The sequence below is a fragment of the Nonomuraea sp. NPDC050227 genome (assembly GCF_044459705.1).
In the GTDB taxonomy this organism is placed as follows: Bacteria; Actinomycetota; Actinomycetes; order Streptosporangiales; family Streptosporangiaceae; genus Nonomuraea.
In genome coordinates this window covers 969,142-992,221 of the sequence record NZ_JBITJF010000001.1, presented here as the reverse complement: position 1 = coordinate 992,221, position 23,080 = coordinate 969,142, and the positions used below count along the sequence as shown (strand labels likewise).

Annotated in this window: 21 protein-coding genes; 10 read left to right on the top strand and 11 right to left on the bottom strand. The window is 74.2% G+C overall.

From position 1 onward, the window contains the following. Positions 1-45: 45 nt before the first annotated feature. From ACIBK9_RS05310 to ACIBK9_RS05295, 4 genes are all read right to left on the bottom strand, one after another. Positions 46-2,832, bottom strand: a complete 2,787-nt coding sequence (locus tag ACIBK9_RS05310) for a BTAD domain-containing putative transcriptional regulator (protein WP_397155321.1) — start codon at positions 2,830-2,832, stop codon at positions 46-48. A 90-nt stretch (positions 2,833-2,922) separates the two neighbouring features. Then, positions 2,923-4,638, bottom strand: a complete 1,716-nt coding sequence (locus ACIBK9_RS05305; RefSeq protein WP_358291448.1) for an acetolactate synthase large subunit — start codon at positions 4,636-4,638, stop codon at positions 2,923-2,925. Between the two features lie 67 nt (positions 4,639-4,705). Then, entirely contained in the window at positions 4,706-7,996 is a 3,291-nt protein-coding gene (locus ACIBK9_RS05300) for a BTAD domain-containing putative transcriptional regulator (RefSeq protein ID WP_397155318.1), read from the bottom strand. A gap of 47 nt (positions 7,997-8,043) precedes the next feature. Further along, positions 8,044-8,511, bottom strand: coding sequence for an ATP-binding protein (locus ACIBK9_RS05295; RefSeq protein ID WP_358291444.1), 468 nt, complete (start codon positions 8,509-8,511; stop codon positions 8,044-8,046). Between the two features lie 195 nt (positions 8,512-8,706). On the opposite strand from ACIBK9_RS05295, the gene ACIBK9_RS05290 reads away from it, so the two are divergent. Further along, the gene (locus ACIBK9_RS05290) at positions 8,707-8,940 is read left to right on the top strand and encodes a hypothetical protein (protein ID WP_397155316.1); all 234 of its coding nucleotides are present in this window, start codon (positions 8,707-8,709) and stop codon (positions 8,938-8,940) included. 35 nt (positions 8,941-8,975) lie between these two features. On the opposite strand, the gene ACIBK9_RS05285 is transcribed toward ACIBK9_RS05290, so the two are convergent. Together ACIBK9_RS05285 and ACIBK9_RS05280 are read right to left on the bottom strand one after the other, a co-directional pair. Continuing rightward, positions 8,976-9,662, bottom strand: a complete 687-nt coding sequence (locus tag ACIBK9_RS05285) for a 4a-hydroxytetrahydrobiopterin dehydratase (RefSeq protein ID WP_397155314.1) — start codon at positions 9,660-9,662, stop codon at positions 8,976-8,978. Between the two features lie 61 nt (positions 9,663-9,723). Next, positions 9,724-12,003, bottom strand: a complete 2,280-nt coding sequence (locus tag ACIBK9_RS05280) for a xanthine dehydrogenase family protein molybdopterin-binding subunit (protein WP_397155312.1) — start codon at positions 12,001-12,003, stop codon at positions 9,724-9,726. A gap of 89 nt (positions 12,004-12,092) precedes the next feature. Between ACIBK9_RS05280 and ACIBK9_RS05275 the strand changes: the two genes are divergently transcribed. Beyond that, positions 12,093-12,575, top strand: coding sequence for an MSMEG_6728 family protein (locus ACIBK9_RS05275; protein WP_387671646.1), 483 nt, complete (start codon positions 12,093-12,095; stop codon positions 12,573-12,575). On the opposite strand, the gene ACIBK9_RS05270 is transcribed toward ACIBK9_RS05275, so the two are convergent. Then, positions 12,564-13,601 (bottom strand): carboxymuconolactone decarboxylase family protein, encoded by a 1,038-nt coding sequence (locus ACIBK9_RS05270; RefSeq protein ID WP_397155309.1) that lies wholly within the window; start codon positions 13,599-13,601, stop codon positions 12,564-12,566. The genes ACIBK9_RS05275 and ACIBK9_RS05270 overlap by 12 nt on opposite strands. Before the next feature lie 166 nt (positions 13,602-13,767). Here ACIBK9_RS05270 and ACIBK9_RS05265 point away from each other — a divergent pair, with 166 nt between their 5' ends. From ACIBK9_RS05265 to ACIBK9_RS05255, 3 genes are all read left to right on the top strand, one after another. Then, positions 13,768-14,898: a sensor histidine kinase gene (locus tag ACIBK9_RS05265; protein WP_397155307.1), complete on the top strand. Its 1,131-nt coding sequence runs from the start codon at positions 13,768-13,770 to the stop codon at positions 14,896-14,898. Beyond that, positions 14,895-15,554: a response regulator gene (locus ACIBK9_RS05260; RefSeq protein ID WP_397155305.1), complete on the top strand. Its 660-nt coding sequence runs from the start codon at positions 14,895-14,897 to the stop codon at positions 15,552-15,554. The genes ACIBK9_RS05265 and ACIBK9_RS05260 overlap by 4 nt, the downstream gene beginning before the upstream one ends. A 147-nt stretch (positions 15,555-15,701) precedes the next feature. Next, positions 15,702-17,111, top strand: a complete 1,410-nt coding sequence (locus tag ACIBK9_RS05255) for an LCP family protein (protein WP_387671653.1) — start codon at positions 15,702-15,704, stop codon at positions 17,109-17,111. Positions 17,112-17,186: 75 nt separating this feature from the next. Here the strand turns inward: ACIBK9_RS05255 and ACIBK9_RS05250 are convergent, their stop codons facing one another. Next, on the bottom strand, positions 17,187-17,753 hold the full coding sequence (locus ACIBK9_RS05250) for an NADPH-dependent F420 reductase (RefSeq protein WP_397155302.1): 567 nt from the start codon (positions 17,751-17,753) through the stop codon (positions 17,187-17,189). A gap of 115 nt (positions 17,754-17,868) precedes the next feature. Here ACIBK9_RS05250 and ACIBK9_RS05245 point away from each other — a divergent pair, with 115 nt between their 5' ends. Continuing rightward, positions 17,869-18,696 carry an alpha/beta hydrolase gene (locus tag ACIBK9_RS05245; protein ID WP_397155300.1) on the top strand — a complete coding sequence of 276 codons (828 nt, stop codon included), beginning with the start codon at positions 17,869-17,871 and terminating at the stop codon, positions 18,694-18,696. 149 nt (positions 18,697-18,845) lie between these two features. Here ACIBK9_RS05245 and ACIBK9_RS05240 read toward each other — a convergent pair whose 3' ends face one another. After that, positions 18,846-19,016, bottom strand: a complete 171-nt coding sequence (locus ACIBK9_RS05240) for a DUF3073 domain-containing protein (protein WP_358291422.1) — start codon at positions 19,014-19,016, stop codon at positions 18,846-18,848. Positions 19,017-19,102: 86 nt separating this feature from the next. Between ACIBK9_RS05240 and ACIBK9_RS05235 the strand changes: the two genes are divergently transcribed. Beyond that, positions 19,103-19,435 (top strand): helix-turn-helix transcriptional regulator, encoded by a 333-nt coding sequence (locus ACIBK9_RS05235; RefSeq protein ID WP_090938046.1) that lies wholly within the window; start codon positions 19,103-19,105, stop codon positions 19,433-19,435. On the opposite strand, the gene ACIBK9_RS05230 is transcribed toward ACIBK9_RS05235, so the two are convergent. Next, positions 19,428-19,991 (bottom strand): hypothetical protein, encoded by a 564-nt coding sequence (locus ACIBK9_RS05230; protein WP_352318327.1) that lies wholly within the window; start codon positions 19,989-19,991, stop codon positions 19,428-19,430. The two genes, ACIBK9_RS05235 and ACIBK9_RS05230, sit on opposite strands and share 8 nt — an antisense overlap. Positions 19,992-20,067: 76 nt before the next feature. Here ACIBK9_RS05230 and ACIBK9_RS05225 point away from each other — a divergent pair, with 76 nt between their 5' ends. From ACIBK9_RS05225 to ACIBK9_RS05215, 3 genes are read left to right on the top strand one after another with little or no spacing between them, the layout of a single operon-like run. Next, complete coding sequence (locus ACIBK9_RS05225) at positions 20,068-20,580, top strand: PadR family transcriptional regulator (RefSeq protein ID WP_397155297.1); 513 nt, start codon at positions 20,068-20,070, stop codon at positions 20,578-20,580. A gap of 10 nt (positions 20,581-20,590) precedes the next feature. Beyond that, a complete protein-coding gene (locus ACIBK9_RS05220) occupies positions 20,591-21,469 on the top strand; it encodes a 1,4-dihydroxy-2-naphthoyl-CoA synthase (protein WP_352366206.1) in 879 nt (292 codons plus the stop codon). A gap of 34 nt (positions 21,470-21,503) precedes the next feature. Then, positions 21,504-22,421: an aminoglycoside phosphotransferase family protein gene (locus ACIBK9_RS05215; RefSeq protein ID WP_397155295.1), complete on the top strand. Its 918-nt coding sequence runs from the start codon at positions 21,504-21,506 to the stop codon at positions 22,419-22,421. A gap of 4 nt (positions 22,422-22,425) precedes the next feature. Here the strand turns inward: ACIBK9_RS05215 and ACIBK9_RS05210 are convergent, their stop codons facing one another. Continuing rightward, positions 22,426-23,073, bottom strand: a complete 648-nt coding sequence (locus ACIBK9_RS05210; protein ID WP_397155293.1) for an HPP family protein — start codon at positions 23,071-23,073, stop codon at positions 22,426-22,428. Positions 23,074-23,080: the final 7 nt, after the last annotated feature.

Here is a 23,080-nt window from a genome sequence, read left to right as displayed (position 1 = left end):
ACCTGTACCAAAGCCTGCCGGCCCGCCCGGCGCAAGAATCCCAGGTCAGTGGACGCGGCTCCGGATCAGCCGGTCGAGCAGGCCGTGCACCTGGGCGGGTGACAGGGCGGCGCCCTCGCGCAGGCACTCGGCCAGCTCGGCGGCGGGCAGCGCGCGCCGGATCAGCTCCTCCCGCTCGGCGCCGTCGGCCGGGTCCAGCTCCGGCGGCGAGAAGCCGACCCGGGCCCCGACCGCCTCGACCGCGCCGAGCAGGCGGGCGCCGTCCCGCGGCAGCCCGCCCGCGGTGAGCACCCCGGCCAGCGTGTGCGCCATGACCAGCCAGGACGTGACGTCCTTGTCCTCGTCGAGCATGCGCAGGATCGGCAGCCCGGACGCCAGCGGCCGGTCGGTACGGCCGCCCAGCAGGTCGATCTTCATCAGCAGCCAGGTCGAGGAGGCGGTGACGAAGCGGTGTCCCGTCCTGGTGGCCACCTCGATCGACCGGGTCAGCCAGCCGGCCGCCTCGCCCGTCTCCCGGGCGAACACCAGCAGCATGCCGAGCACCATCAGCGCCTCGGCGTGCAGCCACGCCATGCCGGCCACCTCGGCCAGGTCGAGCGCGGCACGGGCGTCGGCCAGGGCGTTCGGCGCCCCGCACAGGCCGCCGAACAGCGCGCGGTAGGTCAGGGCGCGCCCCTCGGCGACCAGGTCGTCGGCCAGGCGGGCCATCTCGGCCGCCTCCCTGGCCCGCCGGCTCGCGGCGGCGAAGTCGCCGGCCAGGTAGTGCAGGCCGGCCATGCCGATCAGCGCCTGGGAGCGCACGCCGGGCTCGGCGTCGGGGTAGAGCTCCATGGCCGCCGACAGGCTGGCCAGCCCCTCGGCGACGTGGCCCCTGCGGTACCAGAACCACGACAGCAGGCCGGTGAGCCGCAGCGCGTACCCGCCGTCGCCGGCCAGCATCGCCGAGGTGAACGCGGCCCGGTGCTCGGCCTGGTCGGCGAGGAGCACCTCCATCGCGGCGGTCGCCCCCTCGCCGCGGATCCTGGCGTCGGCGGCCTCGGCGCGGGTCAGCACCCAGGCGCGATGCGCGGCCTGGGCCTCGGCCAGCTCGGCCGGGTCCTGCCGGGCGCGGGCGAACTCCTTGATCGTCTCCAGCAGCCGGTAGCGGCGCGGCGAGGTGCCGGGCTCGACGGCGACCAGCGACTTGCGCACCAGCGCGCCCAGGCCGCCCAGGACCGGCCGCCCGCACACCGCGGCCGCGGCGTCCAGGTCGAAGCCGGAGGCGAACGCGCCGAGCCGGTGGAACAGCTCGCGCTCGGCGGGTTCGAGCAGGTCGTAGCTCCACTCCACGGTACGGGCCAGCGTGCGGTGCCGCTGCGGGCCGGCGCCGTCGGTGAGCACGCTGAACCTGTCGTCCATCGAGGTGAGGATCTGCTCGACCGACAACATGCGGCACTGCCCGGCGGCCAGCTCGACCGCCAGGGGCAGCCCGTCGAGCCCCAGGCAGAGGCGTTCGGCGTTGGCCAGTTCGGCGGGCGTCGGCTCCCAGCCGGGCGCGGCGGCCCTGGCCCGGCTCAGGAACAGGTCGCGGGCGTCCGCCGTGGACAGCGGCGGCACGTCGTACAGGGCCTCGCCCGGCACGCCGAGCGTCTCGCGGCTGGTGGCCAGCACGCGTACGCCGCCCGCCCCGGCCAGCAGCTCGGACACCGTGTCCCGGACGGCCGTCACGAGGTGCTCGCAGTTGTCGATCACCAGCAGCGGGCTGCGGGCGCGCAGCGCGTACGCCAGGCGTTGCCCGGTGACCGGCCCGGTGAGCCCGAGCACCTGGGCGATGGCCCCGGCCACCAGCGAGGGGTCGGCCAGCCCGGCGAGCTCCACCAGCCACGGCCCGTCGGCGTCGTCCCTGGCCCGCGCGGTCTCCAGCGCCAGCCGGGTCTTGCCGATGCCGCCCGGCCCGCTGAGCGTGACCAGCCGGTGCTCGGCGAGCAGCGCGGCCACCTGCTCGACCTCGGCCGCCCGGCCGACCAGCGCGGTGACGGGGAAGGGCAGGTTGCCGCCGCGTTCCGGCAGCGGCGCGGCGCCGCCGGGACGCAGCGCGTCGTCCTGGGCCAGCACCGCCGCCTCCAGCTCGCGCAGCCCCGGCCCCGGATCGATGCCCAGCTCCTCGGCCAGCACGCGGCGGGCGGAGCGCAGCGCGGCCAGCGCGTCGCCCTGGCGGCCCGACCGGTACAGGGCCAGCACCAGCAGCTCCCAGCCGCGCTCGCTCATGGGCTGCTCGGCGATGAGCTTCTCCAGCTCCGGCACCACGGCCGCGTGCCGTCCGAGGGCGAGCTGCGCGGCGAACAGGCTCTCCCGCGCCGACAGGAACAGCCCCTGGAGCCGCGCGATCTCCGGGACGGCGAAGGCCGCGCCCGCGAACTCCCCGTACGGCTGCCCGCCCCACAGCTCCACGGCCTCGCTCAGCACCGCCAGCGCCGAGCTGTGGTCGCCCGACTCCAGCAGGAGCTGCCCTTCCGCGACCTTGCGGGCGAACCGCTCGGCGTCCACGGCGTCGGGCTCGACGCGCAGCGTGTAGCCGTTGCCGACGCGGGCCAGCACGCTCTGCGGCGCCCGGCTGGTCCGGCCGGGTTCGAGGGCCTTGCGCAGCCTGGTGATGTAGGAGTGCAGGGTGGGCATCGAGGCGGGCTCGCCCTCGTCCCAGGCGGCGTCGAGCACGCGTTCGGCCGAGACCACCTGCCCGCGCGCGGCGACCAGCACGGCGAGCACCGCGCGCTGTCTCGGGCCGCCGAGCGCGACCTCCACCCCGTCGATCTCGGCCACGATGGGCCCCAGCACCTTGACGCGCAGCGCCACTTTCCACCTCGGTTCCGCGGCCCGGGCCGCCCCGGGTCAAGGAAGCTTAAATGAGGTTCGGCACCTTTGGCTGCTTTGTTACGACTTGACTCATTCGTCATCTCCCCAGTTCGGAGCCAGGTTCCTGGCGATCCGGATGTCGTCGTTGCTCGTGCCGGCGGGCACCATGGGCCACACCATCGCGTCCCGGTGCACGACGAAGTCCACCACCACCGGCCGGTCGTCGATCGCCATGGCCTGCTCGACGGCCGCGTCCACGTCCTCGGGGCGTTCGCAGCGCAGGCCGTGGCAGCCGTACGCCTCGGCCAGCGCGACGAAGTCGGGGATGCGGCGGGCGGCGCGCAGGTCGGTGTTGGAGTGGCGGCCGTCGTACATGAGGGTCTGCCACTGGCGGACCATGCCGAGGCTGCCGTTGTTGATGACGGCCACCTTGATCGGCACGCCCTCCAGCGCGCACACGGCCAGCTCCTGGTTGGTCATCTGGAAGCAGCCGTCGCCGTCGATCGCCCACACCGTGCGGTCCGGGCAGCCGATCTTGGCCCCCATCGCGGCGGGGATCGCGAAGCCCATCGTGCCCGCGCCGCCGGAGTTGACGAACGAGCCCGGCCGCTCGTGGGCGATGAACTGGGCGGCCCACATCTGGTGCTGGCCCACGCCGGAGGTGTAAACGGCCTCAGGACCGGCCAGGGCGCTCAGCCGCTGCATGACGTACTGCGGGGCGAGCGCGCCCTCGACCGTCTCGTAGCCCAGCGGGTACGTGCGCCGGTACCCCTCCAGCGTGCGCAACCAGTCCGCGCGGTCGCCCGGCCGGCCGTCCAGGGCGGCGGTCAGCTCGGCCAGCACCTCCTTGCAGTCGCCCACGACGGGCACGTCGGCGTGCCGGTTCTTGGAGATCTCGGCCGGGTCCACGTCGGCGTGCACGACCTTGGCGTGCGGCGCGAACGTGCCCAGGTCGCCGGTGACGCGCTCGTCGAACCGGGCGCCGAGCGCGACGATCAGGTCGGCCCGCTGGAGGGCTCCGACGGCCGCGACCGAGCCGTGCATGCCGGGCATGCCCATGTGCAGCGGGTGGCTGTCGGGGAACGTGCCGCGGGCCATGAGCGTGGTGACGACCGGGATGCCGGTCAGCTCGGCCAGGCGCAGCAGCTCGGCGGACGCGCCCGCCTTGTGCACGCCGCCGCCGACGTACAGGACCGGCCGCCGGGCCGTGGCCATGAGCTCGGCGGCGGCCCTGATCTGCCGGGCGTTCGGCCGGGTGACCGGGCGGTAGCCGGGCAGCCGCATGACCGGCGGCCAGACGAAGGCGGTCTCGGCCTGGAGCGCGTCCTTGGTGATGTCCACCAGCACCGGACCCGGACGGCCGGTGGAGGCGAGGTGGAACGCCTCCATGATCGTGCGGGGGATGTCGGCCGCGTCGGTGACCAGGAAGCTGTGCTTGGTGATCGACAGGGTGATGCCCGTGATGTCGGCCTCCTGGAAGGCGTCCGTGCCGATCTGCGAGCTGGGCACCTGGCCGGTGATCGCGACGATCGGCACCGAGTCCATGTAGGCGTCGGCGAGCGGCGTCACCAGGTTCGTGGCCCCCGGGCCGCTGGTCGCCATGCAGACCCCGACCTTGCCGGTGGCCTGCGCGTAGCCCTCGGCCGCGTGCCCGGCGCCCTGCTCGTGCCGGACCAGCACGTGCCTGATCGAGGTCGAGCGGTACAGCGGGTCGTAGGCGGGCAGGACGGCGCCGCCGGGGATGCCGAACACGGTGTCCACGCCGACCCGCTCAAGCGCCCGCACCAAAGCCTGCGCACCCGTCATCCCGCACTCCCCTCCCGGCGATCGACTCCCCTGGCGATCGTCAGGAGAGTCGATCAGGGGGCCCTTGTCATCCGCTGGTGGCCAGTTGCAGGTGCTTGCGGCCGGGCCCCCGGCGGGCCTCGGCCGCCCGGTCGCGCCACCAGGTCAGGCCGTTGCGGGCGGCCAGCCGTTCGAGCTCGGTCAGGTGCCGGACCGCGCTCTCGTGCCGGCCGGTCGCCTCGGCCAGCAGCGCGAGGTGCCAGTCCACCGGCCCCACCCAGGCGCAGGCCGACAGGACGGTGATCCGGCCGCCGAAGGGCAGCAGCGCCTCGTAGAGCAGGCGGCACTCGTGCACCCGGCCGAGCGCCGCCGCGGCGGCGGCCCGCAGGCACAGGGTGGACGGGCGCGACCGGTCGAGCAGCGGTTGGCCGTCCAGCTTGCGGGCCTCGTCCAGGCGGCCCTGGGCGTGCCGGTGGAGGGTGCGGGCGGCCTGGTCGAGGGCGTGGTTCGCGCCGCTCAGGACGTCGATGAGCGGGCCCGCGGCGGCCATCGTGCCCCGGTGGTAGTCCAGGGCCAGGCGGCCGGCGGTCACCGCGCGGGTGGCGTGCCAGATGCCGAGGCCGGACGCCTGGTCGGCGGCGTCGGCGTACAGGTCGTCCGCCTGGTCGAAGTGGCCGCCGAGCACCAGCCGGCCCGCCCGCCACAGCGTGTGCTGGAAGCGCGGCCAGGGCAGCGGGAGCCGGTCGAGCAGGTCGTCGCAGCGGGCCGCGGCCAGGTCGGCGCCGGTGACGTCGAACAGCTCCAGCCGGTTGTGGGTGTCCATCATGTTCGCCAGCAGCTGGTAGGCCGGCTCGCCGTCCGCCAGTTCGTGCAGCTCGGCGGCGAGGTCCGCCAGCTCGTGCACGTGCAGCGGACGCGGCAGCGACAGGTGCCTGGCATTGAGCGCGCGCATCAGCAGCCGCCGGTCGCCCAGCCGCCGGGCCATGGCCACGGCCTGCGCGGACAGCCCCTCGGCCCGCGGGTCGCCGGAGGCGTCGTAGAGCTCCTGGGCCAGCCCGGCCAGCAGCATCGCGCGCTCGGGGCCGTCCCGTTCCGGCAGCTCGCGCAGCGCGTCCTCGAAGCGGCGGACGAGCAGCGGGTCGGCCGCGCCGTACGGGTCCCGCAGCGTCCAGATCGTCGGCGTGTCGAACGAGGTCAGCGCCCGGACCCGGAGCGCCGTTCCCCCGTCCGTGATGCGGTCGGCCGCCCGCACGGCCCGGTCCCTGACCCGGCGGGCGGCGGCCGGCTCGCCCGCCGCGAGCAGCGCGCGCACCTGCCGCAGCAGCAGCTCCACGTGCTCGGCCGGGTCGCCGCCGCACGCGTCGTGCGCGGTCACCGCGTGCCCCAGCCAGGACGCGGACTCGGCGTAGCCCAGGCGCAGCTCGGCCTGCTCGGCCGCGGCCCGCGCCCACCGCACCGCCTCCCCGTACGCCACCGGCCCGGCCTGCACGGCGTGGTGGGCGATCACCTCGACGTCGGTCGCCGGACGGGCGGACAGCGCGGCGGCCAGGTCCCGGTGCAGCGCCGCCCTGCGCAGCGGCGGCAGGTCCCTGACGAGCGCCTCGCGCACCAGGTCGTGCACGAACGCCAGCCGCCCGCCGGCCCGCGCCGCCAGCAGGCCCCCGCGCACGGCCCGGTCGAGCGGCCCGTACGCCTCCTCCCCCGCGACCCGGGCCACCACGGCCGGGTCGAACTCCCGTCCGGCCAGCGCCGCGACCGCCAGCACGTCCGTGACCCCGGCGAGCGCGTCCAGCCGCAGGCGGACCAGCTCGGTCACCGCCTCGGGCACCTCGTCCACGTCCGGGTTGTGAGCGAGCAGCCTGATGCTCTCGCGCAGGAAGAACGGGTTGCCGCCGGTGCGGTCGGCCATCCTGGCGCACGACTCGTCGTCCAGCTCGATGCCGAGGTCGGCCGCGATGGCCCGGACCGCCTCGGGGCCGACGCCGGTCAGGCGCAGCCGCGACAGGTCGTAGCGGACCAGCCGCCCGAGCACGTCGCCGGTCCCGGTGCGGAAGGCCGCGACCAGCGTGACCGCGCCGCCGCGCAGCAGCATGACGAGGTGCCTGAGCAGGTCGAGCGAGGCCGGGTCGGCCCATTGGAGATCGTCCAGGACGATGACGAGCGGCTGGGCGCGCGAGGCCGTGACCAGCCATCGGGCGACGGCCTGGTTCCGGCGCGACAACAACGCCTCGGCCGGGCCACCGGCGTCCGGGGGCGCTTCGGGGCGGGCGTCGAGGAGACCGGACAGGGGCTCGCGGTCCGGCGGCGGGCAGTGCGGCTCCAGCGCCTGGAAGACCTGCGTCCACGGCCACAGCGCGGGCGTGCCCTCGGCGTCGTGGCAGCGTCCGCGGAGCACGAGCCGGCCGAGCCGCGCGCAGTGCTCGCCGAACGCCTCCAGCAGCCGCGTCTTCCCGATCCCCGGCTCACCGCTGACCTCGGCGACCGCGAGCCCGGCGGGCGCGGCCCGCTCGGCCACCGCCACCAGCTCGGCCAGCTCGGCCTCCCGCCCGTGCGGGACGTCCAGGGGGCGTGGCGCGGCCACCAGCGCCGGGGTGTCGTCCACCGGCGCGAGCGAGCCGGCCTGGCGCAGGATGTCCGACTCCAGCGACCGCAGCTCGGGCCCGGGATCGAGGCCGAGCTCCTCGGACAGCCGCCTGGCCGCCGTGCGCAGCACGGCCAGCGCCTCGGCCTGGCGGCCGGTGCGGTACAGGGACAGCGCGAGCAGGCACCACAGGCGCTCGCGCAGCGGATTGGCGACGGTCTCGGCCTCCAGCTCGGTGATCAGCGCCTGCGGACGGCCCAGGTCGAGCAGCGCGCGGGCCCGCCGCTCGACCGCGACCAGGCGCAGCTCGCGCAGGCGGCTCACCTCGACGATCGCCCACGGCTCGTCCTGGAACTCCTCGTACGGCGAGCCGCGCCACAGCCCGAGCGCCTCCTCCAGGCAGGCCAGCGCCTCCTCGGCCGACCGGAACTCGGCCCGGTTCACCAGCTCGGCGAAGCGGAGCGCGTCCACGTCGGCGGCGGCCAGCAGGTAGCCGGGCGGGCGGGCGATCAGCGTCCTGGGCCGGGCGCGCGGCCCCCGGTCCGGCTCGATCGCGCGGCGCAGGTTGGAGACGTAGGAGTGCAGGGTGGGCAGGGCGCTGGGCGGGGCGGCGTCGCCGTACAGGTCGTCGATCAGCGTCTCGGCGGGGACCACGGCCCCCTGCGCGACCAGCAGCCGGGCCAGCACGGCTCGCGGACGGGGGCCGCCGAGACCGACCGCGCCCCCGTCGGCGTCGCGGACCTCCAGCGGCCCCAGAACTCGGAATTCCACGTTGTCCCACTCATCGGCTTCGTCCAAATCGATCACAGTATGGTCGGGCCGACTTGCAGGAGACTGGAAACCCTCTACGTGCCCGCCCTGATCGGCACGACGTTGCCGGGCCCGCCGCGGCGTGGCAGCGCGAACCAGGTGGCCTTGCCGACCAGGTCGGGATGGGTCAGGTAACGCTGGGGATGGCAGCCGTAGAAGCCGTCGGAGAGCCGGGCGACGATGCGCAGCCCGCGTCCGTGCTCGGCGGACGGGTCGGGGACCGAGGGGGCGGGCAGGGGCGGGCCGGCGTCCACGACGACGCACATGACCTCCTTGGCGTCCACGTGCAGGAGCAGCTCGTAGGGGCCCTCGCCGTACATGAACGCGTTGGTGACCAGCTCGCTCACCATGAGGACGGCGTCGTCCACGACGTCGTCGTGCAGGTCGAGCCCGGACAGCTCCTCGCGGACGATCGACCGGGCGTGGCCGACGGTCCGGGCGTCCGGGCGCAACGGCCATACGTACTGCATCCGGCTCCGCCGGGCCGACCGCAGCCTGGACATGGCCTCTCCATCCTGGGAAGGGCGGCGACGAATGCTCGTTTCAGTCAACACGAGACCTGCCTCCGATTTGTCGGACATGCGGCTGTCCAAACCTGTACGCACGCAGGAGCCGTTCGGGTCGAACGTTTTCCGAGAAATCCTGACTTTCTTCGCGGTCCGACATGTCTTCCCAGGTCAGCGGGTACGGACAGGGCCATGAGCAGTCCTGACGAGAACACCCCCGAGACCGACACCACGCCGCTCCTCGACGCGGCCAGGCGTCCGGCCGAGCGCCCGGGTGAGCGCCCGGCCGGACATCCGGGCGTGGCGGGGAGGATCCCGGCGGAGCGCAAGACCGCCGGGCAGGCGGCGCTGGAACAGGCCCTGTCGCAGTCGGGCAAGCACCTGGAGGACCTGACCGGCGAGACGCCCGACCGGCCGCGCGGCTAGCCAGGCCCGCGCCCCAGGACCGGCCGGGCCCGCGGCTACGGGCGGCCGATGCCGGCGCCCACCTCCTCGATGAGGTCGTCGACCCGCCTGGCCAGCTGCACGTCGAGGGCCGTCACCGCGCCCACGGAGACGGTCCTGACCACGATGGCCAGGCCGTCGGCGGTGTCGTGGAGCTGGGGCTGCCGGCCGTAGGTGGCCTTGAGCCGGTCGAGCGCGCGGCGGACGGCACGCAGGTTCTCCCGCGGCAGGGAGATCTCCCGGCGCAGCGCCGAGCGGTCGCCGGTCCACAGCGGCAGGGTGGCGAGGGCCGCGGCGATCTCGTCGGCGGTGAGCGGGGCGGCGTGCCCCTTGGGGCCAGTGATGCCGCCGCCGCTGTCCGGCGGGTCGAACAGGGGGCGTACCTGCTCGGGGATGTGCAACCGGGCGATCAGCTCGGGGTCCTGCTCGGCGACGGCGGCCAGCACGGCCTGGGCCCTGATCCTGGCCTGCTCGGGCGGACGACGGCCGAGCAGCGCCGCCTGCCGGACGAAGCCCTCCTCGGTGCCGTCGTTGCGCGGATGGTCCATGGGGAAGTCGTTGGTCAGCTCGGGCGGCAGGGCGTCGATGAGCTCGCGCCGGTCGTCGTCGTCGTCGAGTGTGCGGGCGAGCGTGGTCAGCGTGGCCTCCGCCGCCGCTCTGGCCGGGCCGGCGCCCAGGCCCGTCATGCGGCCGATGGACGCCAAGAGTGCACGATATTCCATGATTCGTCCCCCGATCCGAACCTTCAGGCTCCTCGTGCCCAGGTCAGAGGTGCCGACACCTCCACACGGCCTGAGGGGTGAGGGGCACGTCGGTGAGGCGTCCGGCCAGCTCGGGCATGGCGGCGGCGACCGCGTTGCCGATGGCGGCGGGCGGGCCGATCGTGCCCGCCTCGCCCGCCCCCTTCATGCCGCCCGGGGTGAGCGGCGAGGGCGTCTCCAGCAGCACGACCTCGATGTCGGGCACCTCGCGGGTGGTCGGCAGCAGGTACTCGGCGAGCGGCTGCCCGTCCTCGGTGTGGACGATCTCCTCGGTCAGCGCCATGCCGATGCTCTGCGCGACCCCGCCGCGGATCTGGCCCTCGACCACGGACGGGTTGACCAGCGTCCCGGCGTCGTTGACCACCCAGTAGCGCTCCACCTCGACCGCGCCGGTCTCGGGGTCCACCGCGACGGCGGCGGCGTGCGCGCCGTAGGCGAAGGTGTAGGCGGCCGGGTCGTAGCTGACCCGCTCCTCCAGCCCCGGCGTGACGCCTTCCGGCAGGTCCCAGGCCCGCCAGGCGGACGTGGCCAGCTCCCGCAGCGACACCGACGCCCGCGGGTCGCCCTTGACGCGCACGCACTCCTCGGCGATCTCCAGGTCGCCGGGCGCCGCCTCCAGCCGGTGGGCGGCGATGGCCAGCAGCTTGTCCCGCAGCCGGGCGGCGGCCTGGACGAGCGCCCCGCCGCCGACCGCCAGCGACCGGCTGGCGATCGACCCGATCGACGAGTACGGCGTCGCCGCCGTGTCCCCCAGCACCACCCGCACCCGCTCGATCGGCACCCCCATCCGGTCGGCCGCGACCTGGGCCAGCGCGGTCTCGATGCCCTGCCCGATCGAGACCACCCCGGACGACACCACCACCGACGCGTCCGGCTCCATGCGCAGCACCGCCGTCTCGTAGCCGCCCGCCTGGATGCCCGACGCCTTCATCTCCATCGACGGGCCCAGGCCGGTGGTCTCGACGTGGCAGGAGTAGCCGACGCCGCGAAGGCGGCCGTCGTCCACGCCGGTGACCGGGGTGACCAGGTCGCGCAGGGTGCGCAGGGCCCGGGGATAGTCGCCGGAGTCGTACTGCTGGTAGACCCGGCTCGTGCACGGCAGCTCGTCCGGCGTCAGCATGTTGCGCAGCCGCAGCTCGACCGGGTCCAGGCCGAGCCGCCGGGCCGCCTCGTCGATCAGGCGCTCCCTGGTCCAGGTGCACTCGGGCTGCCCGAAGCCGCGGTAGGAGCCGGTCGGGGTGGTGTTGGTGACCACTCCACGCACCCGTACGCCGACCCGCTCGAACCGGTACGGCCCCGGCAGCAGGGTGGCCGAGACCGCGAAGGGTGAGATGCCCACGTTCGAGGGATGGGCGCCGAGGTCGCCGAGGATGTCGGCGTCCAGGGCGACGAACCGGCCCTGGCCGTCGAGCGCCAGCCTGGCCCGGTGGACGGCGGCCCGCGCGGGCAGGGTCGCCGCCAGCCGGTCGCCGGGCGACTCGGTCCAGCTCACCGGGCGGCCCGTCCGCATCGCGGCCAGGCAGACGAGCGCCTCGTCGGGGTAGACGTGCTCCTTGCCGCCGAACCCGCCGCCGACGTCCCGGCTGATCACGCGTACCCGGTCGTGGGTGAGCCCGAACGCGTCGGCCAGGTGCTCGCGCACGTGGTGCGGGGCCTGGGAGGAGATGTGCACGGTCAGCTCGTCGTCGGCGTAGGAGGCCACCACGCCGCGCGGCTCGACGGGATGCGGCGAGATCCGGCCCATCCTGAACGTCATCTCGACGACGTGCTCGGCGGACTCGACGAACTCCGCGCAGTCGGCGTCGCCGAGCAGGAAGTCGGTGACCAGGTTCGTGCCCCACTCGGGGTAGAGCAACGGCGCGTCCTCGTCGAGTGCGCGTTCCGCGCCGACGGTCGCGGGCGACTGGTCGAGCTCCAGGTCCAGCAGGTCCGCGGCGTCGCGGGCGGCGGCGGGGGTGCCGGCCACGACGACGGCGAGCGGCTGGCCGGCGTACCTGATCGTGTCGTCGAGCACCCGGTAGGCGGTCAGCCGCTGGCCGGGGGCGAGGGTGACGCAGGGCAGCAGCAGCTCCGCGGCGTCGGCGGGGGTGATGACGTCGAGCACCCCCTCGACCGTCCAGGCCGCCTTGGCGTCGCAGCCGAGGAGCCGTCCGTGCGCGACGGGGCTGCGCACCACCACCGCGTACGCCATGCCGGGCAGGCGTACGTTGCCGACGTATCTCCCCTTTCCGGTCAGCAGTCTGGCGTCTTCCCTGCGAGGCGTCCGCGCGCCGACATAGCCCATGGGCCGATTGTGCGCGCCGCGAGGCGTGCGGTCCATATACGATCTCGCGGGGCGGCAGGCGGGAAAGACCAGGTCAGCGGGGGCATCGAATGCAGACATTTCTTCCGTATCCGGATTTCGCGGCCAGTGCCGGAGTCCTGGACGCGCTGCGGCTGGGCAAGCAGCGGGTGGAGGCTCTGCAGGTGCTGCGCGCCCTGATCGTCCCCGGCTACGGCTGGCGCCACCACCCCGCCGTCAAGATGTGGGCCGGCTACGAGGAGGCCCTGGTCCGCTACGGGCTCGACGTGTGCGAGCGCTGGTGCTCGACCGGCCGGGCCGACACCTGCGCGGCCACGATGTCCGTCGAGCTGGGCCGCGCCTGCGGCACCCCCGTCATCCGCACCCAGCACGAGCTGGCGGCGGCCGGCGAGCTGCCGCCCTGGCTCGGCGACGACGCCTTCCACCTCAGCCACCGCTCCGCCCTCCTGCGCAAGGACCCCGATCACTACCGCCCGCTCTTCGGCGACGAGCCCGACGACCTGGAATACGTCTGGCCCGCCTCGGGCCGCCCGCCCGCCTGCCTACCGGCCTGACCTGCCGCCGGCGCCCACGCGGGTCCCGGTGAGGACGCCCTCCGCGTGCCGCGTCGCCGTGGCGGCGCCGAAGGCGACGAGCCGCACCAGGTCCTCGTCCGTCGTCGCGGCGCCGCGCCAGGCGGCGACGTCCGCGTCGGTGACCCGGTAGGGCGCGAGGGCGGCGAGCAGCGCGAGCCTGGCCCCCGGCCGTTCCTCGCCGGGCACGCCGGTCAGCGGGCCCGACAGCCAGTCGCCGCCCATCGGCGGGTGCTCGCCGTCCCAGGCCGCGACCGCCTCGGTGACGGCCGTCCGCGCCGCCTCGCCGAGCAGCTCCCCGCCCGTCACCGCGACGGCCATGAGCGTGGCGTACGCCGTGCCGGCCGGCATGCCGGCCGCCCAGGCGGGCTCGGGCGAGGAGGGCAGGCCGTCCAGCACGTCCAGGCCCGCGCCGGGCGGCAGCTCCCTGCGCACCGTCCGGGACATGGCCCGGCCGCCCACGCTGCGCACCAGGCGCGACTTCTGCAGGTTGCCCGGCAGCAGGTTCTCGGTGAGCAGGGACGAGGCGATCCGGTTGACGAAGTGGAAGGTCAGCGCGGTGCCGACGTACGCGGGCGCCTCGTCCTCGGGGAAGGGCGCGGGCACCCGCCGGTCCTTGGCCCACCGCAGCAGCGCGGCGTGCCCGGGATCCGCGGGCGCGCCCCCGGCCGCGACGGTCTCGGCCAGCCTGTGGTCGCCGGTGGCGTGCAGCAGCGTTGTGTGCGCGGCCACGCAGAACGGGCACCGGTTGGCCAGCGACACCCCCAGCGCCACCACCTCCCTGCCGGTCCTGGACCCCGGCCCGGCCAGCAGCGACTCCCGCAGCAGCGCCCAGGTCCCGGCCAGCACGGCGGGAGCGGGCGACAGGGTCAGGAAGGCCGCCATGCGGGCCATGCCGAAGTCGTCGGCGAGGCGGGCGTAGACCTGGGCCACCCGGCCCGTGGCGTCCTGCGGCCGGACGGGCGTGACGTAGCGGAACTGGCCTGCGGCCGTCTGCGTCGTGTTCATGGCCGCCATGGTGGGCCGCGGGACGGGCCGAAGTCGTCCTGCCCTGGATGACTTCCGCGGCTACGGCGCGGGGCGCAGAGGCGGACGGCGTACGACGGCGGGAGTAGTCCCCCATTCCGCCCACGTGAGGACGATTATCGACACATCAGGCTCTACTGTGCTTGGCATGAGCTTGCGATGGCACCCCGCCGTCATGGACGCGGCGCTCGCGGCTGTCGTGGCCGTGCTGCTGACGGCGACCGTGGTGGCCACGCCGGACGCGGGGCCCGCGGACTACGCCGCCGTGCTCGCCGGGTCGCTCGCGCTCGTCGCCTGGCGGCGGGCGCCCGTCCCGGCGCTGCTGGTCACCACGTTGTGCATGCTGGTCTACTCCGCGCACGCCCAGCCCGGCCCGCCGGCCGCCTTCCCGGTGATGGTGACCGTGTTCGCCACGGTCAGGGCCGGTCACCGGGCGCTCGCGGCGGCGGCCGGCGCGGTGTTCCTGGGCGGGACCCTGGCGGTCAACCTGGCCACCCCCGACGGGCAGACCGCGCAGGAGATCGTGCAGAAGACGACGCTGCTGCTCGGCTGGTTCCTGGCGGCCGGGGTGACCGCGACCGTGACCCGGCACCGGCAGGCGTACCTCGTGCAGGTCGAACAGCGGGCCGCCGAGGCCGAGCGGACCCGCGAGGAGGCGGCGCTGCGCCGGGCGGGCGAGGAGCGGCTGCGCATCGCCAGGGAGCTGCACGACTCGCTCACCCACACCATCTCCGTCATCAAGGTGCAGGCGGGCGTGGCCGTGCACCTCGCGCGCAAGCGCGGCGAGGAGGTGCCGGCGGCGCTGCTGGCCATCCAGGAGGCCAGCGGCGAGGCCATGCGCGAGCTGCGCGCCACGCTGGAGGTGCTGCGCGAGGACGACGACGCCCCCGCGGCCAGCGGCCTCGACCGGCTCACCCACCTGGTCGAACGGGCCCGCTCGACCGGCGTCCCGGCCACGGTGATGGTCACCGGCGACCGCCGCGACCTGCCGGCCGAGGTCGACCGGGCGGCCTACCGGATCGTCCAGGAGGCGCTGACCAACGTCTCCAAGCACGCCGGGCCCGCCACCGCCTCGGTACGCGTCGACTACGGCAAGGAGGAGCTGATCGTGCAGGTGGACGACGACGGCCGCGCGAACGGCGGCCCCTGCGACCCCGGCGTGGGCCTGCTGGGCATGCGCGAGCGCGTCACGGCGCTCGGCGGGCGGCTGGCGACCGGGCCGCGTCCCGAGGGCGGGTTCACCGTGCGCGCCGAGCTGCCGCTGCAGGAGGCCCGGTGATCCGCGTGCTGCTGGTGGACGACCAGGCCCTCATCCGCGGCGGCTTCCGCGCCCTGCTGGAGGCCGAGGACGACATCGAGGTCGTCGCCGAGGCCGCCAACGGGGAGCAGGCGGTCGCCCTCGCCCTGGAACACCGCCCCGACGTGGCGCTCGTGGACGTGCAGATGCCCGTCATGGACGGCATCGAGGCCACCAGGCGGATCGCCGCCGACGAACGCCTGGCCGAGGTCCACGTGGTGATCCTGACCAACTACGGCCTGGACGAGTACGTCTTCCACGCCCTGCGCGCCGGCGCGAGCGGCTTCCTGGTCAAGGACACCGAGCCCGCGGACCTGCTCCAGGGCGTCAGGGTGGCCGCCCGCGGCGACGCCCTGCTCTCCCCCGCCATCACCCGCCGCCTGATCGGCGAGTACGTCGCCCGCCGCCCCGAACCCGAACCCCAGGGCCTGGACGTGCTCACCAACCGCGAACGCGAGGTGACCGCCCTGGTCGCCCGCGGCATGTCCAACGACGAGATCGCCGCCCAGATGGTGATCAGCCCGACCACCGCCAAGACGCACGTCAGCCGGGCGATGACCAAGCTGCACGCCCGCGACCGCGCCCAGCTCGTGGTCTTCGCCTACGAGTCCGGCCTGGTGACCCCGCGCGAGCGCTGACCCGAGGCTTGACCGTCGAGGAACGCGGTCCCTCCGCATACCCGTCCCGGACTGAGTACACTCGGGCACGTTCAACGGCCGAGACTTGTACGGCGAGGCTCTTGGCCCGGGGCGGTGGCCCCTCGGCCCCCGTCCCTCTGGAGTCACGTGAGCAGCGGGCTTGTCGATGCTCCGCCCTCCAGCGACCCCGGCGCCCCCAAGAGGCGCCACGGGCGCTGGCTACGCTGGGTGATCGCGATCGCGGTCGCCGTCGTCCTCCTGGTCGCCGGCGTGGCCGTCGGCGTCACCGCGAAACTCAGCGGCAACCTCAAGCGCTCCACGGTCACCAAGGAGGACCTCGGCGAGACGCGGCCCCCCAAGGTCGCCACCTCGGCGATGAACGTCCTGATCGTGGGCTCCGACCAGCGCGACGGCAAGAACGCCAGGTACGGCCGCCGCATCGCGGGCGAGCGCACCGACACGATCATGCTGGCGCACGTGTCGTCCAAGCGGGACAACGCCATGGTGATCAGCTTCCCGCGCGACTCGCTGGTCCAGCTCCCCGCCTGCCGGGCCACGGGCGGCCTGCCCGGCCAGCAGCCGCACCTGGGCATGATCAACGAGTCGTTCAACTCCGGGGGCATCGCCTGCACCTGGAAGACGATCGAGTCGCTCACCCGCATCCACATCGACCACTTCGTGAAGGTCGACTTCACCGGCTTCAAGAGCATGGTCAACGCCGTGGGCGGCGTCGAGGTCTGCCTGCCCTCCCCGGTGAACGACAAGAAGGCCCTGCTCCACCTGCCCGCCGGGCGGCAGACGCTCAACGGCGAGCAGGCGCTCGGCTACGTCCGCGCCCGCTACAGCCTCGGCGACGGCTCCGACATCGGGCGCATCCAGCGGCAGCAGATGTTCATCGCCTCGATGCTCAAGAAGGTGATGAGCGGCGAGACGCTCACCGACCCGTCCAAGCTGTTCGGCTTCCTCGACGCCGGAACCAAGTCGGTGACCGTCGACGACGACCTGTCGGTGGGCGTCATGAAGGACCTCGCCACCAGCCTCCAGGGCCTCAACGCCGGGCAGATCCGGTTCATCACCACCCCCTGGCACTACTCGCTGACCCAGCCGGGCCGGGTCGAGTGGGTGCAGCCGCAGGCGGGCCGGCTGTTCCAGATCGTCGCCAGGGACCAGAGCGTCCAGGGCGTCAAGGGCGGCCAGGCCAAGGTGGGGCGGTCGAAGATCCAGATCGAGCTGCGCAACGGCACCTACCGCGGCGGCCTCGGCACGCAGGTGGCCGCCTTCCTGGAACAGCGCGGCTACCACATCAGCAAGATCGGCGACACGGCCAGGAAGCCCCAGGCGAAGACCACGCTGCTCTACGGCCCCAACGCCGAGACGCGGGTGCCCACGCTCACCAACGACCTGCTCGCCGCCACGCCCAAGCTGGTCGCCGGTGCCCGGACGAACCACCTGGTGCTGGTGATCGGCGACGACTGGAAGGGGCTCAAGCCGCTGCGCGCCGACGACACCGAGGCGATCAAGGGCTTCGACGCCACCCACGACACCTGCGCGGCCTAATTCCGGCCCCCTCGGCTCCCCCAGGCCCGTCCCGGCTCACGTAGGGCCGGCCGGGCCCAGCCGGCTCGGCCCGGCTCACAGGGCGTCGGCGAGCCCGCCCCCGTCGATGGCGGTGAAGCCGGCGTCCTCGATGAGCGGCACCACGGCCTTCTTGGCGGCCTCGTCGTCGCCCCAGTAGGGCATGTCGGCCCGCGGGCCGCCCCGCTGCCCGGCCGTGCCCAGGTCCAGCAGCTCGTTGGGGTACTTGGTGTTGAACGTGCGCACCAGCCGCACCTCGCGGCCGAGCACGTGCTGCTGGTACTGCGGGCTGGTGAGCCCGTCCGGCACGGCCACCACCGCCTCGGCGCCGTCGAGCCGGGTGATCGGGTTGCTGGGGTCGATGACGATCTTGCCGCCCAGCGCCGCGCCCAGCTCCTCGACCACGGTGGGGAACGCCTCCCACCACACCGCCATGACGACGACCTCGCCGAAGCGCGCCGCCTCGATCGGCGAGCCGACGCCCGACTGCCCCTCGGCGGCGGCCGCGGCCTCCTCGGCCAGGGCCGGCCGGGCGTCGCTGAAGAGCACGTCGTGACCGGCCGCCGCGAACAGCCGGCCGAGCGGCGCGCCGAGCCGGCCCGAGCCCACGATTCCTACGCGCATGTCTGGATCTCCTTGTCGGCCGATCGGCACCTGCCCATCGGCCTTCCCCGCATGCCCGGCTTTGCGCCTGCGCCGCGAGATCTTTGCCCGCCGGTGATCCCTACACTCGTCGTCCATGAACGATCCCGACGTCCATGAGCTGCGCAGGGGCAGCGCCGAGCGGGCGCACCTGCGTGCGCGGGGGCCCGAGCTGCCGCAGGTGACCGACCTGGCCGGGCCGCGCGGGCTGCCGCTGCGGCACTACCGGCCCGCGCGGGAGCGGCGGCCGCTGGTGGTGTACGTGCACGGCGGCGCGTGGGTGCTCTGCGACCTGGACACGCACGACCGGATCTGCCGCCTGCTGGCCAGCGAGTGCGAGGTGGAGGTGCTGGCCGTGGACTACCGGCTGGCGCCCGAGCACCCGTACCCGGCGGCCGTCGAGGACGTCGTGGACGTGCTGCGCGAGGCCCGTCCGGTCGCGGTGGCCGGGGACAGCGCGGGCGGCTACCTGGCCACGATGGCCTGCCTGGAGCTGCGGGACGCGGGCGACCCGTTGCCCGCCGCCCAGATCCTGGTCTGCCCCAACACCGACCTCACGCTCTCCTGCCCCAGCGTGCGGGAGAAGGGCACCGGTCACGGCCTCGACGAGAGCTTCCTCGCCTGGGCCGTGCGGCAGTGGGCGCCCGATCCGGCGCGGCGCGCCGACCCGAGGCTGAGCCCGCTGCGCGTGCCCGACCTGAGCGGGATGCCCGCCACGCTGGTGGTCACCGCCGAGCACGACGCCCTCAGGGATGAGGGCGAGGCATACGCCCGCCGGCTGGCCGAGGCGGGCGTGCCGGTCACGTGCCGCAGGGAGCCCGGCCTCACGCACGGATTGCAGCAGAACGCCGACCCGGTGTCGCGGGCCGCCACCGGCCGCCTGCTCGCCGACGCGCGCCGCCTGCTCGAAGCGGTGACGGGCTAGCCCGCCGGACCACCGCGGCCCGGCCCGCGCCCTGCGGCACGCCGCCGGGCGGGGACGGGAACACCGCCTGGAACTCGCGGCGACCGGTCAGGCGCCGGAGGCCAGGCGGCCCGAGAACGTCGCGGACGCCCCCGCGAAGCCGGCGCGCGTCATTGCGCGCGCTCGGACTCCTGCTCGGACGCCGTAGACGTGTACATCTCCTCGCGCGGCGTGTCCGCGCCCAGCTCCTCGCGCAGCCGGTCGTAGTCGATGTTGTGGTTGGCGTACTTCAGCTGGCGAGCGACCTTCGTCTGCTTCGCCTTGGCTCTTCCTCGGCCCATGGCTACTCCCTAGTCCCCGCTGTCATGCTATCCAACAACGTTACGACTTGAAGAATTATGCAACTGCGCTCGATTAGTCTTGCAATATGCACGTGGAGGTCCACCAGGCCAAGGCCGACTTCTTCAGGACGCTCGGCCACCCCGCTCGCATCAGAGTGTTGGAGCTACTCCAGGAAGGTCCACTGCCCGTCAGGGACCTGCTGGCCCAGATCGACATCGAGGCGTCGAGCCTCTCACAACAGCTGGCGGTCCTGCGCAGGGCCGGGATCGTGAGCGCAATCCGCGAAGGCAGCACGGTGGTCTACACCCTGGCCACTCCCGAGCTGGCAGACCTGCTCGGGGCCGCCCGCCGCATCCTCACCGACATGCTGGCCGACCAGGGGGAGCTCCTGGCCGAGCTGCGGGCGGAGGTCACTTAGCGGCGGCCTCGGCGCGGCGCCTGACCACCTTCGGGTAACGGGCGGTGAAGACGGCGGGGACGACGAACGAGAGCACCTTGATCGCGATGACGACCGTGGTGGCGTGGGGGGCCGCGGCCAGCACGAACGTCAGCGAGACGGCGGCGAGCGTGAACGCCGCCGCCCACACCGTCGTGATCACCACGTTGACGCGGCGGAACGCCTGGGTCTCCCAGATCTCCTTCGGCGCCATCGTGCGCGCGATGCCCAGCGTGAACGGCTTGCCGATGGCCAGCGAGCCCCAGGCGGTGCCGGCCAGCCAGACGTTGACCAGCGCGGGCCCGTACGGCGTGAGCGGCGAGTGCGGGGCCGCCAGGGAGAGCACCGTGAGCAGGGCGAAGAAGGCGGCGGCGCTCGTCTCGATCACGATCTCGTCCCAGGCCCGGCCGGACCGCCGGTCGATGGCCACGAGGGCGAGGGCGATCACGAGGCCGGTGATGGCGCCCCAGCGCCACTCGTCGCCGGTGGCGATGACCGCGTAGACGACCCAGGGGAGGAAACCGAGCAGACCGCGCATCGCGCAACTCCTTTGACATTCCTAAGTAGACATGTCGAATGTAGAACCTCCTGTGGAGATATGTCAATATAGGAATATGAGCTTGAGACACGCCGTGCTTGGTCTGCTCGCCGAGGGGCCGGCCAGCGGCTACGACCTGCTGAAGACCTTCGACGTCTCATTGTCCAACGTCTGGCCGGCCACGCAGAGCCAGCTCTACGCCGAGCTCGGCAAGCTGGCCGACGCCGGTCTCGTGAGCGTCGCGGCCGAGGGCCCCCGCGGCCGCAAGGAGTACGCGATCACCCAGGAGGGCCGGGCCGAGCTGCGCCGCTGGATCACCGAGGTCGAGCCGGTCAGGGTCGGGCGCAGCGACATGCTGCTGCGCGTGTTCTTCCTCGGCCAGGTCGATCCCGAGCAGGCCCGCGCCTACCTGCGCCGCCAGGCCGAGGTGGTGGGCAGGCACCTGGAGCACATGGAGGCCATCAAGGGCTTCGTCGAGAGCGGCCAGGACAACCTGTCGGTCTACGGCCGGCTCGCCCTGGAGTACGGCCTGCGGCTCGGCGCCGTGCAGAAGGAGTGGGCCGAGTGGGCCGAGGGGCAGATCCGTTAGGCTCGCCCCCATGGTCTCCGAGCTGTTCGATCCGAAGATGTGGCAGGTCGTCGAGGGCTTCGACTTCACCGACATCACCTACCACCGGGCCCTCGACCAGGGCACGGTGCGGGTCGCGTTCAACCGGCCCGAAGTGCGCAACGCCTTCAGGCCCCAGACGGTCGACGAGCTCTACCGGGCGCTCGACCACGCCAGGCAGGCCACCGACGTCGGCTGCGTGCTGCTCACGGGCAACGGCCCCTCGCCCAAGGACGGCGGGTGGGCCTTCTGCTCCGGCGGCGACCAGCGCATCAGGGGCAAAGACGGCTACCAGTACGCCGACGGCACCCCCGCCACCGGGCGCCTGCACATCCTGGAGGTGCAGCGCCTGATCCGCTTCATGCCCAAGATCGTGATCTGCGTGGTGCCCGGCTGGGCCGCGGGCGGCGGGCACAGCCTCCACGTCGTGGCCGACCTCACCCTGGCCAGCGCCGAGCACGCCCGCTTCAAGCAGACCGACGCCGACGTGGCCAGCTTCGACGGCGGCTTCGGCTCGGCCTACCTGGCGCGGCAGGTCGGGCAGAAGTTCGCCCGCGAGATCTTCTTCCTGGGCGACACCTACAGCGCGGCCGACGCCCACCGCATGGGCATGGTCAACGCCGTCGTCCCGCACGCGGAGCTGGAGGCCACGGCGCTGGAGTGGGCCCGCAAGGTCAACGGCAAGTCGCCCACCGCGCAGCGCATGCTGAAGTTCGCCTTCAACATGATCGACGACGGGCTCGTCGGGCAGCAGGTGTTCGCGGGCGAGGCCACGCGGCTGGCGTACATGACGGACGAGGCGGCCGAGGGGCGCGACTCCTTCCTGGAGAAGCGGGCGCCCGACTGGTCGCCCTTCCCCTGGCACTTCTAGCCGCGGGCGCCCCGGCCGGAGGCAGACTGGGGCGATGAGGATCATGGTTCCCGAGGCGTTGACCGCATCACATGTGAAGATCGACGGCGAGCGGGGGCGGGCCTGGTCGGCCGGCCTGCCCGCGCTGGCCGAGCGTTACCTGGAGGAGTGGGGGCTGCGGCTGGACGAGGGCCGCCCCATGCACGGCGTGGTCTCCCTCGTGCTGCCCGTCGTACGGGAGGACGGCACCAGGGCGGCGCTCAAGCTCCAGCCCGTCACCGACGAGAACGCCACCGAGGCGCCCGGCCTGCGCACGTGGGCCGGGAAGGGCTCGGTCCTGCTGCTCGACGACGACCCCGAGACCGGCACCCTGCTGCTGGAACGCCTCGACTCCGGCCGCCCGCTGTCGGCCCTCCCGGACGACACCGAGGCGCTGACGATCCTGACCGGGCTGCTGGGCCGGTTGACCGCCCTCCCCGCCCCGCCGGGGCTGCGCCGGTTGGGCGACATCGCCGCGCAGATGCTGGCCGACGTCGACCGCGCGACGGCCGCGCTGCCCCGCGAGCAGGACAGGTACTGGCTGCGCTGGTGCGCCGACGCGGTCGCCGAGCTCGTCGCCGAGCCGGGCGACCGGCTGCTGCACTGGGACCTGCACTACGACAACGTGCTGGCCGCCGAGCGGGAGCCGTGGCTGGCCATCGACCCCAAGCCGCTGGCCGGCGACCCCGGGTTCGACCTGTGGCCCGCCCTGGACAACCGCTGGGACGCCGTCGTCGCCACCGGCGACCCGATCAGGGGCGTGCTGCGGCGGTTCGACCTGATGGTGGACGGGCTGGGCCTCGACCCCGCCAGGACGGCCGGCTGGACCCTCGGCCGGATCCTGCAGAACGCCCTGTGGGACGTCGAGGACGGCGAGCACGAACTCAACGAGGTCGCCCTGGTGATCGCCGAGGCCGTGCGCCACCGGCAGTGACGGGTCACCGCCAGTAGGCGGGGTATCTGTGGCCCGGCAGCAGCCGTCCGAGCGCCACCCCGGCGGCGATCACCACGACGCTCGCGACCAGGACCGGGTCGAGCAGGTACACCGGGTCCGGGGCGGTGAGCCCGATCAGCGCCGCCGTGGCCCCGGCCGGCGGGTGAGGGGCCCGCAGCAGCAGCATCGGGGCCGTGGAGAGCGCCGCCGCGGCGACCGCCGTCCACACCGAGGGGCCGGTGAGGGCGGTGAGCGCCAGAGCGAGCGCGGTGGCGCTCAGGTGGCCGAGGAGGATGCTGCGTGGCTGGGCGAACGGCGCGGCGGGCGCCAGGGCCACGATCCCGGCGGTGGCGGCGAACGGCAGCGCGAACAGCTCCATGCCGGTGAGGCCGGCCAGCAGGGCCAGTGACGACAGTCCGGCCAGCGCCGCCGCGGTGGCCAGGGCCACCGCCCTGCCGGACGGCCGGGCGGGCGCCCCCGACGTCCCGGCCCGCCCCCACCTCCGGGTGGGCGGCGGCCCGGCCGTCGGGCCCGCCGCGCGCCCGTGGGGGGCGGGCGCGCGGCGGGAGTTCAGTGATCGGTGCGCGTGGACGGCCGCGGCGGACAGGCCGGGGCGGGCCGTGGTGTTCCCGCGGCGGCGGGGCTGGGCCATCGGAGGC